We start from the raw sequence: 11,931 nt of genomic DNA, 5'->3' as shown, positions 1-11,931 counted from the left end.
TCAAGATGAGATTTCCCATAGCGTCAAGCTAGTAAGATCCCTGAAAGATGATCAGGTTGATAGGTCAGAGGTGGAAGCATGGTGACATGTGGAGCTGACTGATACTAATCGATCGAGGACTTAACCATAGTTTATAGGCGCAACTCGTTTTTATGAATTTCTTCTATATTATCTAGTTTTGAGAGAATGAAAAAATTTAAATTTTCTCTTGCAAATTAAAAAAAAGACATTATAATAAAATAGTGTCTAATAAATAGTCTGGTAATTATGGCGAGAAGGTCACACCCGTTCCCATACCGAACACGGAAGTTAAGCTTCTCAGCGCCGATGGTAGTTGGGGCAAGCGCCCCTGTGAGAGTAGGACGTTGCCAGGCTGTTACCTTATCGTTCCGCAGTAGCTCAGTGGTAGAGCTATCGGCTGTTAACCGATCGGTCGTAGGTTCGAGTCCTACCTGCGGAGCCATTTTTATGTTAATTTAAATTTCAGCTATGCTTCCATAGCTCAGCAGGTAGAGCACTTCCATGGTAAGGAAGAGGTCAGCGGTTCGAGCCCGCTTGGAAGCTTACCTTTAACAAAAATATAATGGCCCCTTGGTCAAGCGGTTAAGACACCGCCCTTTCACGGCGGTAACACGGGTTCGAATCCCGTAGGGGTCACCAAAGTTCTTTCGTGACAGCAATAATAACACTCATAAATTTGGAGGATTAGCTCAGCTGGGAGAGCATCTGCCTTACAAGCAGAGGGTCGGCGGTTCGATCCCGTCATCCTCCACCATATACTATTCTTATTTATCCAAATTTCACGCCGGGGTAGCTCAATTGGTAGAGCAACTGACTTGTAATCAGTAGGTTGGGGGTTCAAGTCCTCTCGCCGGCACCATCTATATTTTTTTGAGTGTGGAGGGGTAGCGAAGTGGCTAAACGCGGCGGACTGTAAATCCGCTCCCTCCGGGTTCGGCGGTTCGAATCCGTCCCCCTCCACCATTTATATTATTTGAAAAGTTGGACATACTAGAAACAATTACATCTTTGGGCTATAGCCAAGCGGTAAGGCATCGCACTTTGACTGCGACATGCGTTGGTTCGAATCCAGCTAGCCCAGCCAAGAGCCATTAGCTCAGTTGGTAGAGCATCTGACTTTTAATCAGAGGGTCGAAGGTTCGAGTCCTTCATGGCTCATATTTTTATTACTTATAATATTATCCGCGTTATGCGGAAGTAGTTCAGTGGTAGAACATCACCTTGCCAAGGTGGGGGTCGCGGGTTCGAATCCCGTCTTCCGCTCCAAATGGGGTCTTAGCTCAGCTGGGAGAGCGCCTGCTTTGCACGCAGGAGGTCAGGGGTTCGATCCCCCTAGACTCCACCATCACACTACATATTTTGCCTTAAATCATGTTAATGGTTTAAGGCTTTTTTTATTTTTTAGACGATCAACCAGCTTTTATTAAGGACAAATTAAGGAGAAATCGATTTTATTAGGCTCTACGAACCTCCTCTCTTATCGCAAGAAATAGTCAAGAACGTCGTGTAATCGTTTAACCACAGAATTTTTTTACAATTACGTATATATATACAGAATTTTGTCGAGTTGAGTCATCACAATGAAAACGGTTAAAATAGGGGGGATAACAGGCAAGGGGGAATATGGGGATGACAAGGAAACTATCAATTATTGGAATGCCGATGGACTTAGGACAAATGAGACGTGGAGTAGATATGGGACCTAGCGCAATGCGTTATGCGGGAATTAACGAAAGATTAAAGCCGCTCTTTAATGAAATCCATGACTGGGGTGATATCCCGGTTGGCAGACCAGAAGTAGTCATCGATAAAGAATCTAATTTAAGGAACCTAGATTTAGTTGCAGAAAAAAGTGCTTTGCTTGCCGACAAGGTGGATGAAGCCGTTCAATCGGGTGCCTTTCCACTGGTGCTTGGTGGAGATCATAGCATCGCAATTGGCACATTAGCAGGTGTTTCAAAACATTATAAGAACCTAGGTGTTATCTGGTATGACGCCCATGGGGATTTAAATACGGCGGAGACAAGTCCCTCAGGAAATATCCATGGTATGCCTCTTGCTGTAAGCATAGGCTTGGGTCATCCGTTATTAACTGAAATTGGCGGTTATAATCCGAAGGTAAAACCAGAAAATATTGTCATTATTGGTGCAAGATCTCTAGATGACGGCGAGAAAGAATTAATTAAGAAAAATGGAATAAAGGTTTATACCATGCATGAAATAGATAGATTGGGAATGGCTAAAGTAATGGAAGAAACTATAGCCTATTTAAATGAAAAAACAGATGGAGTTCATTTATCGCTTGATTTAGATGGTCTAGATCCAAGTGATGCACCAGGAGTGGGTACTCCTGTTATTGGTGGAATTAGCTATCGTGAGAGCCATCTGGCTATGGAAATGCTTGAAGAGGCAGGAATTATCACCTCTGCGGAATTTGTGGAGGTAAATCCAATCTTAGACGAGAAAAATAAAACGGCTATATGTGCTGTAGAGCTAATGGGATCGTTATTTGGTGAAAAACTATTATAAAAACGGGCAGCTGCATAGTAGAATATGCAGCTGCGCTATTTTATCGGTACATCTAATAGATGGTATCTGTTTAGTAAGTAGTCAAGCCTTTTACTAGCTTCAATTACTTTGTGATTGGACAGAGAAGTCTCAGATGCTAACCGAACCATATCATTTCGTTGAATTTCTATTTCTTCTAGTAATCCACGGTATGGAGAAGACATCTCCTTCCACCTCTTTCTAGGTATATATTACGTTTTTCCCCTGTATTAAAATCTTTAAACATATTTTGTCTCACTTTGGTAAAATTTTGTTAATATTAAAGGTATTGAGAAGTTTTTCGTTTAAATACGAAACCTTTTTGGCTGACGTTCGTATATCGTATAGCGACATTGGAGCTGAGGAAACTTAATGGATACAATAGTGAAAAAAAGAATAAAACAGGTCATCAAAGGCGATCAGGACGCCTTCGGAGAGATTGTAGAAATATATAAAAACAGTGTCTTCCAATTATGTTACAGAATGCTGGGCAATCGTCATGAAGCGGAGGATATCGCACAGGAAGCCTTTATCCGTGCTTATGTAAATATACAGTCGTTTAAACAAGATAAGAAGTTTTCAACATGGCTTTTTCGAATTGCGACAAATCTTTGCATCGACCGGATTCGGAAAAAGAAACCAGACTATTTTTTAGACGCAGAAGTAGCCGGGACAGAGGGGTTAACCATGTATTCGCAAATCTCCTCGGATTCTCCTTTGCCAGAGTCCGAAGTAGAAAGCCTTGAGCTGCAGGAGACCGTTCAAAAGGAAATATTAAAACTGCCGGAGAAGTACCGTTCCGCAATTGTTCTGAAATATATGGAAGATATGTCCCTTAATGAAATAAGTGAGATTCTCAATCTTCCTCTTGGAACTGTTAAAACAAGAATTCATCGCGGCCGGGAAGCATTAAGGCAGCAATTACGATATGTATAAAGAGGTGAAAACATAAATGTGTCCTGAACAAATCATCGAACTCATGCACGATTATTTAGATGAAGAACTAGACCCAGAAAAAGAAAGAGCTTTAAGAGACCACCTCAAAAGTTGTAAAGAGTGTGAAACGATTTATAATGAATTAAAAAAGACGGATGCATTTGTTAAAGGCATTTCTCATATTCAGGCGCCACCGGATTTCACAGCTAATGTACTCGCCCGTCTGCCGAAAGAAAAGAAAAGGATTTGGATGCAGAGGTGGTTTATAAATCATCCTATGCTCACAGCAGCTTCTGTTTTTATCATTCTAATGATGGGAAGTTTATTTTCAACATGGACACAAGATCAGGAATTTTCTGTTTCCAAGCAAAAAAATCTGGTGGTTAAAAATAATACAGTTATAGTCCCTAAAGGTGAAACAGTTAAAGGAGATGTTGTAGTCCACAATGGGAATGTGCGGATAGAAGGCGAGGTTCAAGGTGATGTTACCGTGATTAACGGGGAAAAATACTTAGCCTCTGCGGGTCATGTGACAGGGCAAATAGAAGAAATAAATGAAGTTTTCGACTGGATTTGGTATCATATGAAAAGAACTACTCAAGAGGTTCTAGATATCTTTGGCCAGCCTGAAACCAAATAAGAAACAAATCACTCCAAGTGACGGGTGATTTGTTTTTTTAACCACAAACATATAATAAGTTGTATGGTGAAGTTATGGTATAATAAATTAGTTGTATGAATTGTATGTTCTTAGAAAGTAACGGAGGAAGAAACAATGCAGTTTGCTGATCTCAATATATGGAAGTATCTAGCTAGTATTGTTGATATTGCCCTCGTATGGTACGTCATTTACAAACTGATCAATGTGATAAGAGGCACAAAGGCCGTTCAATTATTAAAAGGGATTCTTGTTATCCTTCTTGTCAGGGTGTTCAGTGAGTGGCTCGGCTTAATTACTTTAAGCTGGATGATGCAACAGGCCATAAATTGGGGATTTCTTGCGGTTATCATTATCTTTCAGCCTGAACTCAGAAGAGCGCTTGAACAATTAGGAAGAGGGCGATTTTTCTCACGAAGCAGTACACAAGACGATGATAACCAGGAAAAAACAGTCGAAGCCATAGTTAAGGCAACTGATTATATGGCAAAACGCCGTATTGGAGCCTTAATTTCAATTGAAAGAGAAACGGGCATGAGTGATTACATAGAAACAGGTATACAATTAAATTCGAATATCTCTTCGGAATTGCTCATTAATATTTTTATTCCTAACACACCACTTCACGATGGTGCAGTTATTATCCAAAAAAATAATGTGTCAGCGGCAGCATGCTATCTTCCCTTATCTGAAAGTCCATTTATTTCGAAGGAACTGGGTACTAGGCACCGGGCAGCCCTAGGGATAAGTGAGGTTACTGATAGCTTAACAGTCATCGTTTCTGAAGAGACGGGGGGAATCTCACTCACAAAGAATGGAGAACTTCATCGTGATTTGAAAGTGGAGGAACTAAAAGAACTACTTACCCGAGAAATGTTGATTCATACTAAAGATAAACAGGCTTCTTCAGCTCGTTGGAACTGGAGGGGAAAACAAAATGGATAAAATGTTTGATAATCCTTGGTTTATAAAAATACTGGCCTTATTATTGGCGGTCCTATTATATTCCTCTATACCTCATACAGGTGGGAAGTTAACTGATGTTAATGTTCCTGGGGAGCAGACAACTGAGACTATAAAGGATATTCCTGTAAAGGTTTATTATGATACTGAGAACTTGGTTGTATCGGGGATACCGAACACGGTAGATGTAACCATAAAGGGCCCTATCACACATGTCCAATCGGCAAAGGCTTTAAAGAACTTTGAGGTATATGTCGATTTGACAAATGCGAAAATTGGAGAGCAAAAGGTAAAACTCAAGATTAAAAATTTATCTGATAAATTAAAGGCAACCATGAAGCCAGCTAGTGTCACCGTGTCTGTGCAAGAAAAGATTTCGAAGGAATTCAGGGTCGAAGCAGAATTTGATTCCGGCCAAATAGAAGATGGTTATTCAGCTGGTCTACCAGTGGTTGAACCTAGAAAAGTAAAAATTACTGGTGCTAAAAGTGACATTGACCGAATTACCTACGTTAAAGCCACCCTTGAGGGTAATGGTAAACTAAAAGCAACCATTTCGAAACAAGCGCAAATTCAAGTGCTTGATAAAAAATTAAATAAGTTGGCTGTTACTGTTGAACCAGAAACAGTTAATGTAACCATTCCTATTAAGTCGAACAGTAAAACGGTTCCGATCAACATTGTGAAAAAGGGAACTTCTCCGGAAGGGGTTACGATAGAATCTATTGAGTTAGATGAAACGGAAGCCAAAATTACTGGAAGTGAAGAGCTCTTAAGAAATACAGAAAGTGTTCGAGTAGAAGTTGATTTAAGTAAGATCACGGAAAACACAACACTAACCCTGCCAGTCATTATTTCAAATGGGATTACGAAGGTGACCCCTCAATTAGTAAAAGCAACGGTAGTGGTGAAAAAAGATGAACAGAAAACAGCCACGGATGAACAAGTAACGGCTGCAGATGAAGAAAAAACGGTCTCAGGCATACCTTTGGAAATTCAAGGCCTAGCGGATAACTTTAAAGCGGAAGTAAATGATCCGACAAGTCAGACTGTTAATTTACAAGTGAATGGCCCAACTGAGTCGGTAACAGAGCTGGGACCTAGTGATTTCACCGTTTTTATTGACCTGTCCGGCTTGACTGAAGGGACTCATGATGTCAAAATCCAGGTCAAAGGACCAACGGATGTAGAGTGGACGCCTGATAAATCAACAGCAAAAATAACCATTACTAATAATGCCTAATATCTAGCAATAGACATGTTGAAGGAGAGATTTTTTAAAATGGGTAAATATTTCGGTACCGATGGGGTACGTGGAGTAGCAAATAGCGAATTAACACCGGAGATGGCCTTTAAATTGGGGCGCTTTGGCGGTTATGTTTTAACAAAGGATAAAGATCGCCCTAAAGTAATTATTGGCCGTGATACACGTGTCTCAGGTCATATGTTAGAAGGAGCACTCGTAGCCGGGTTACTGTCAATTGGGGCAGAGGTCATGCGTTTGGGAGTCATTTCAACACCTGGGGTTTCCTATTTAACCAAGGCATTAGGGGCTCAAGCAGGTGTTATGATTTCCGCCTCCCACAATCCTGTTGCAGATAATGGAATTAAATTTTTTGGTCCTGATGGTTTTAAGCTGTCAGATGAGCAGGAATTAGAAATTGAGAACTATATTGATTTACCGGAAGACCAGCTGCCACGTCCAACAGGTGCGGATCTTGGTCAGGTGATGGATTATTTTGAAGGGGGTCAGAAGTACCTTCAATACTTGAAAAATACAGTGGATGAGGACTTCTCAGGCATCCATATTGCCTTGGATTGTGCAAATGGAGCAACCTCGGCTTTAGCAAGCCATTTATTTGCAGACCTTGACGCAGACTTATCAACAATGGGAGCATCTCCCAATGGATTAAACATTAATGCTGGAGTAGGTTCAACACATCCAGAAGCATTGGCAGCTCTTGTAAAAGAAAAAGGAGCAGACGTAGGCCTTTCTTTTGACGGCGACGGCGACCGTTTAATTGCTATCGACGAAAAGGGGAATATCGTGGATGGAGATCAAATCATGTACATCTGCGGAAAATACATGAAAGAGCATGGACGTTTAAAGCACGGTACAATCGTTTCAACTGTGATGAGTAACCTTGGTTTTTACAAAGCCCTTGAAACTCATGGAATCCATAGTGTACCTACAGCGGTAGGTGACCGTTATGTGGTAGAAGAAATGAAGAAAAGTGGTTTTAATCTTGGCGGTGAGCAATCAGGACACATCATTTTCTTAGACTACAACACAACAGGTGATGGATTGTTATCAGGATTGCAGTTGGTTAATATCATGAAGGTAACCGGAAAACCATTATCAGAATTAGCCGGTGAAATGAAAAAATATCCGCAAAAGCTTGTCAATATACGAGTGACGGATAAAAACCATGTGACTGATAATACCAAAGTAAAAGCTGTCATTGAAGAAGTTGAAGCTGAAATGGCTGGGAACGGAAGAATTCTAGTCCGTCCAAGTGGAACAGAACCGCTTGTTCGCGTCATGGCAGAGGCTGCAACTGAAGAACTTTGTGAATCCTTTGTCAACCGAATTGTTGAGGTAGTGAAAGAAGAGATGGAATTAAAGGAATAGAAAAAATATGAGCTAGTGCGGAACAACTGCGAGTAACTCCTCAGTTGTTCGTATTGCCTTTCTTTGTGCATAAGGGAACGGATTATTTCCCTTATGCATATTTTATTATGGATAGTTATCAATAATGTTAAGGTTTAAGTTTTTAGTTGACGGACACGTGATTAATCATGTAAGATTAATTTGCTGTTTCTTATAGCGAATCTTTAGAAGGAGGATAGAGGTAGACAACGGAAAATTTTAAGCGCCTGAACTAATCAAAGACGGTTGATTAGTTGACGAGGAGGAGGATTATCGAATGTTCGGCGGATACCTCCCGGTTGGAAACGCACAACCGAAAAGTTCTTCTTTAAAACATAGAGGCAACTCTGTGCACAAAGAGAAGAATATGCGCATACTAACTGTAATGTTCAAAAAGGTATAGACAGATACCTTTATCAAAAACAGAGATGAGGGGGCAAGCACGCCTCCAAAGCATTCTTGCCCCCTGAATCTAGGGAGGAAAAAGAAGATGTGTGGAATTGTTGGATTTATTGGTAATGATGATTCGAAGGAAATCCTTTTAAAAGGCTTAGAAAAACTTGAGTATAGAGGCTACGATTCTGCTGGAATCGCTGTAAAGAATGAAAATGGTATCCATGTTTTTAAAGAAAAGGGCCGTATTGCAGACTTACGTGAAATTGTTGATTTTGATGTTAAAGCGAATATCGGAATTGGCCATACCAGATGGGCAACACACGGCGTTCCAAGCAAAGTAAACTCTCATCCACACCAAAGTACATCAGGCCGCTTTACGCTAGTGCATAATGGCGTTATCGAGAACTATGATCTTTTAAAACGCGAATATCTAACAAACGTACCATTCAGAAGCGAAACAGACACTGAAGTGGTTGTTCAGCTGATTGAGTTATTTGTTAATGAGGGCTTAGAGGTTATTGAGGCATTTCGTAAGACGCTAACCCTTTTACATGGATCATACGCAATTGCGCTGTTAGATGAACAAGACAATGAAACCATTTATGTTGCAAAAAATAAAAGCCCGCTTTTAGTCGGCCTTGGTGATGATTTTAATGTAGTCGCCAGTGATGCAATGGCGATGCTACAAGTAACAAATCAATATCTTGAATTAATGGATAAGGAAATTGTCCTTGTTACAAAAGATGAAGTTACCATTCAAAATCTGCAAGGCGATATCATTAGCCGTAAGCCATATACTGCTGAATTGGATGCAAGTGACATTGAAAAGGGAACCTACCCGTACTACATGTTAAAAGAGATCGATGAACAACCGCTGGTCGTGCGTAAAATTATCCAAACTTATCAAAATGAGCAAGGGGCATTGACAATTGACCCTGAAATCATTACTGCCATGAATGAATCTGACCGTGTCTATATTATCGCGGCTGGAACATCTTATCATGCAGGATTGGTTGGAAAGCAGTTTATTGAAACCATTGCTAAACTGCCAGTGGAAGTTCATATTGCAAGTGAATTTGTTTATAATATGCCGCTTCTAACTAAGAAGCCGTTGTTTATCTTCATTTCACAAAGCGGTGAAACTGCTGACAGCCGTGCAGTACTTGTAAAAGTGAAAGAGCTCGGATATCGTACATTAACGATTACGAATGTACCAGGTTCGACGCTTTCACGTGAAGCGGATTACACACTATTATTGCATGCGGGTCCTGAGATTGCGGTAGCTTCCTCCAAAGCCTATACTGCACAGTTGGCTGTGTTAGCGATTTTAGCGGATGTTACGGCTAAAAGCCAAGGAATTCCAGTTGATTTTGACTTGATCCATGAGCTTGGTATTATTGCGAATGCTATGGAAGTACTATGTGACTCAAAAGAGCTAATTGAACATATTTCAAGAGAGTTCTTATCCGTCACACGCAATGCCTTCTTTATCGGCCGCGGGGTTGATTATTATGTTGGCCTTGAAGGTGCCTTGAAGCTTAAGGAAATTTCATATATTCAAGCAGAAGGTTTTGCCGGCGGTGAATTAAAGCACGGTACGATTGCATTAATCGAAGAAGGCACACCTGTTATTGCCCTTGCTACACAAGAGAGCGTCAACTTGAGTATTCGTGGAAATGTAAAGGAAGTTGTAGCACGAGGAGCGAACCCATGCATTATTTCAATGGATGGTCTAAATATGGATGAAGATAGTTTTGTCATCCCAGAAGTACATGAATTATTAACACCACTTATCTCTGTAATACCATTGCAATTACTTGCCTATTACGCTGCATTACACCGTGATTGTGATGTTGACAAACCGCGTAACCTTGCTAAATCGGTAACGGTTGAGTAATAGGTCTAATATAAGGCTGGAGTAGAATCATTACTTGATTCCTCTCCAGCCTTTTTTGTTTTTTTGAAAGGCTCTGTTAAACTAGATTATTGTTTTTTTTGGACTCTGTTGATTGGAGCGGAAGGCGCTCGACTCCTGCGGGAGTACGGGGCAGGGGAGACCCCACAGGCGCTAATGCGCCGAGGAGGCTCCCCGGCACGCCCGCGGAAAGCGAGCGCCTGGAGAGGAAATCAAAGCCAAATAACAGAGCTTTATGAAAACTAAATGTTGGCAACAATCAGTGTGACAAAATGAAATTTTGTATCGATTGTTTACCTAATGAAACCGCTTTATTATTAAAAGTAGATAGAGCAACAAAATAAAGAAGGGGGAAAAAGTGATGAGTCAAGCACTTAAGAAAGATATAAATGTACCAAATGAAACAGCGAAAGAAAAATCAGATGTAAAAGTTAAAATACAAAAATTTGGAAGCTACTTAAGTGGAATGGTCATGCCGAATATTGGTGCCTTTATTGCATGGGGGCTAATTACAGCATTATTTATTCCAACAGGATGGATTCCAAACAAGGATCTCGCTACACTAGTCGGCCCAATGATCACATTCTTATTGCCATTATTAATAGGTTTTACCGGTGGCCGGATGGTATATGATATCCGCGGTGGAGTAGTCGGAGCTACAGCAACAATGGGTGTGATTGTCGGAACCGATATCCCAATGTTCCTGGGCGCCATGATTATGGGACCACTTGGCGGGCTTGTCATTAAGAAGTTCGACAAACTGATTGAGGGAAAAGTAAAGTCAGGATTTGAAATGTTAGTTAATAACTTTTCAGCAGGTATTCTTGGAGGCGCTTTAACGCTTTTAGCTTATAAAGGTGTGGGCCCCGTTGTTGAAGCCTTAAGCAAATTTTTAGCATCTGGAGTTCAGTTCATCGTGGATCATAACATGCTTCCACTTGCTAACATATTTATTGAACCAGCAAAAGTACTATTCTTAAATAACGCGATCAACCATGGTATTCTAAGTCCTCTAGGAATTGAACAAGCAACAAAAGCAGGAAAATCCATTCTATTCTTACTAGAAACAAACCCTGGTCCTGGTCTTGGTATCTTACTTGCTTATTGGTTATTTGGAAAAGGAACTGCAAAACAAACGGCACCAGGTGCGGTAATTATCCACTTCTTAGGTGGTATCCATGAAATTTACTTCCCATACATCTTAATGAAGCCAATGTTAATTTTTGCAGCAATGGCAGGGGGTGTGAGTGGAGTATTCACATTTAACATTCTTCATGCAGGACTTGTTGCAGCTCCATCACCAGGAAGTATCTTTGCGCTGCTTGCAATGACACCAAGAGGTGGATATTTTGCAACATTAGCGGGTGTAATCGTGGCAACGGCCGTGTCCTTTGCGGTAGCAGCCTTGATTCTAAGAACAAGCAAAGTAACAGCTGAGGAGGACTTATCTTCTGCAGCTGCTAAAATGGAAGCGATGAAAGGTAAAAAAAGCTCAGTGACTTCTGTCTTAACAACACAAGATGATATCAAGCCTGAAAATGTAAATAAAATTGTCTTTGCTTGTGATGCTGGAATGGGTTCTAGTGCAATGGGTGCTTCTATTCTAAGAAATAAAGTAAATAAAGCAGGTTTAGATGTAACCGTTTCGAACACGGCGATTAGTAATTTACCATCAGATGCAGATGTTGTTGTTACACATAAGGATTTAACAGACCGTGCAAAAGCTAAATTACCAAATGCCAAGCATATCTCAGTTGAAAACTTTTTAAACAGCCCTAAATATGATGAGTTAGTAAATAACCTGAAAAAATAAGTCATAGGGGCCTACACATAATGTGATAGGCC

9 protein-coding genes, 10 tRNA genes and 2 rRNA genes are annotated in these 11,931 nt (G+C 40.6%); 20 read left to right on the top strand and 1 reads right to left on the bottom strand.

The window, feature by feature from the left end; genetic code table 11:
- The 13 genes from M3226_RS26015 to rocF all read left to right on the top strand — a co-directional run.
- A 23S ribosomal RNA gene (locus M3226_RS26015) occupies positions 1–128 on the top strand; the annotation flags it as partial.
- 129 nt (positions 129–257) lie between these two features.
- Positions 258–374 (top strand): 5S ribosomal RNA (gene rrf, locus M3226_RS26010).
- 14 nt (positions 375–388) lie between these two features.
- A tRNA-Asn gene (locus M3226_RS26005) sits at positions 389–463 on the top strand.
- Between the two features lie 28 nt (positions 464–491).
- Positions 492–564, top strand: a tRNA-Thr gene (locus M3226_RS26000).
- Between the two features lie 21 nt (positions 565–585).
- Positions 586–660 (top strand) — tRNA-Glu (locus M3226_RS25995).
- Between the two features lie 39 nt (positions 661–699).
- Positions 700–775 (top strand) — tRNA-Val (locus M3226_RS25990).
- A 29-nt stretch (positions 776–804) separates the two neighbouring features.
- Positions 805–880 (top strand) — tRNA-Thr (locus M3226_RS25985).
- A gap of 19 nt (positions 881–899) precedes the next feature.
- Positions 900–984: transfer RNA gene (locus M3226_RS25980), tRNA-Tyr, on the top strand.
- A 46-nt stretch (positions 985–1,030) separates the two neighbouring features.
- Positions 1,031–1,105 (top strand) — tRNA-Gln (locus tag M3226_RS25975).
- Position 1,106: 1 nt separating this feature from the next.
- A tRNA-Lys gene (locus M3226_RS25970) sits at positions 1,107–1,179 on the top strand.
- Between the two features lie 33 nt (positions 1,180–1,212).
- A tRNA-Gly gene (locus M3226_RS25965) sits at positions 1,213–1,287 on the top strand.
- A 3-nt stretch (positions 1,288–1,290) separates the two neighbouring features.
- Positions 1,291–1,366: transfer RNA gene (locus M3226_RS25960), tRNA-Ala, on the top strand.
- A 284-nt stretch (positions 1,367–1,650) separates the two neighbouring features.
- Positions 1,651–2,550, top strand: coding sequence for an arginase (gene rocF, locus M3226_RS25955; RefSeq protein ID WP_251571624.1), 900 nt, complete (start codon positions 1,651–1,653; stop codon positions 2,548–2,550).
- A gap of 35 nt (positions 2,551–2,585) precedes the next feature.
- Here rocF and M3226_RS25950 read toward each other — a convergent pair whose 3' ends face one another.
- The gene (locus tag M3226_RS25950; RefSeq protein WP_251571622.1) at positions 2,586–2,753 is read right to left on the bottom strand and encodes an aspartyl-phosphate phosphatase Spo0E family protein; all 168 of its coding nucleotides are present in this window, start codon (positions 2,751–2,753) and stop codon (positions 2,586–2,588) included.
- A 187-nt stretch (positions 2,754–2,940) separates the two neighbouring features.
- On the opposite strand from M3226_RS25950, the gene sigW reads away from it, so the two are divergent.
- The 7 genes from sigW (at position 2,941) to M3226_RS25915 (ending at position 11,899) form a co-directional block, all read left to right on the top strand.
- Positions 2,941–3,504, top strand: coding sequence for an RNA polymerase sigma factor SigW (gene sigW / locus M3226_RS25945; RefSeq protein ID WP_251571620.1), 564 nt, complete (start codon positions 2,941–2,943; stop codon positions 3,502–3,504).
- Between the two features lie 16 nt (positions 3,505–3,520).
- Positions 3,521–4,144, top strand: coding sequence for an anti-sigma factor family protein (locus tag M3226_RS25940; RefSeq protein WP_251571618.1), 624 nt, complete (start codon positions 3,521–3,523; stop codon positions 4,142–4,144).
- A 135-nt stretch (positions 4,145–4,279) separates the two neighbouring features.
- On the top strand, positions 4,280–5,107 hold the full coding sequence (gene cdaA, locus M3226_RS25935; protein WP_251571616.1) for a diadenylate cyclase CdaA: 828 nt from the start codon (positions 4,280–4,282) through the stop codon (positions 5,105–5,107).
- A complete protein-coding gene (locus tag M3226_RS25930) occupies positions 5,100–6,368 on the top strand; it encodes a CdaR family protein (RefSeq protein ID WP_251571614.1) in 1,269 nt (422 codons plus the stop codon). Before cdaA ends, M3226_RS25930 begins: the two co-directional genes overlap by 8 nt.
- 39 nt (positions 6,369–6,407) lie before the next feature.
- Positions 6,408–7,757 carry a phosphoglucosamine mutase gene (gene glmM, locus M3226_RS25925; RefSeq protein WP_251571612.1) on the top strand — a complete coding sequence of 450 codons (1,350 nt, stop codon included), beginning with the start codon at positions 6,408–6,410 and terminating at the stop codon, positions 7,755–7,757.
- A gap of 508 nt (positions 7,758–8,265) precedes the next feature.
- On the top strand, positions 8,266–10,068 hold the full coding sequence (glmS, locus tag M3226_RS25920; RefSeq protein WP_251571611.1) for a glutamine--fructose-6-phosphate transaminase (isomerizing): 1,803 nt from the start codon (positions 8,266–8,268) through the stop codon (positions 10,066–10,068).
- Between the two features lie 484 nt (positions 10,069–10,552).
- Positions 10,553–11,899 (top strand): PTS mannitol transporter subunit IICB, encoded by a 1,347-nt coding sequence (locus M3226_RS25915; RefSeq protein WP_251571629.1) that lies wholly within the window; start codon positions 10,553–10,555, stop codon positions 11,897–11,899.
- Positions 11,900–11,931 lie beyond the last annotated feature (32 nt).

It is taken from the genome of Neobacillus cucumis (assembly GCF_023715505.1).
The sequence above is the reverse complement of the archived record's forward strand: the minus strand, read 5'-3'. Positions and strand labels throughout refer to the sequence as shown.

Bases quoted from the DNA above. Each gene is read 5' to 3' on its own strand.
- rocF (WP_251571624.1), top strand. From the start codon at position 1,651: ATGACAAGGAAACTATCAATTATTGGAATGCCGATGGACTTAGGACAA.
- M3226_RS25950 (WP_251571622.1), bottom strand. From the start codon at position 2,753: ATGTCTTCTCCATACCGTGGATTACTAGAAGAAATAGAAATTCAACGA.
- sigW (WP_251571620.1), top strand. From the start codon at position 2,941: ATGGATACAATAGTGAAAAAAAGAATAAAACAGGTCATCAAAGGCGAT.
- M3226_RS25940 (WP_251571618.1), top strand. From the start codon at position 3,521: ATGTGTCCTGAACAAATCATCGAACTCATGCACGATTATTTAGATGAA.
- cdaA (WP_251571616.1), top strand. From the start codon at position 4,280: ATGCAGTTTGCTGATCTCAATATATGGAAGTATCTAGCTAGTATTGTT.
- M3226_RS25930 (WP_251571614.1), top strand. From the start codon at position 5,100: ATGGATAAAATGTTTGATAATCCTTGGTTTATAAAAATACTGGCCTTA.
- glmM (WP_251571612.1), top strand. From the start codon at position 6,408: ATGGGTAAATATTTCGGTACCGATGGGGTACGTGGAGTAGCAAATAGC.
- glmS (WP_251571611.1), top strand. From the start codon at position 8,266: ATGTGTGGAATTGTTGGATTTATTGGTAATGATGATTCGAAGGAAATC.
- M3226_RS25915 (WP_251571629.1), top strand. From the start codon at position 10,553: ATGGTCATGCCGAATATTGGTGCCTTTATTGCATGGGGGCTAATTACA.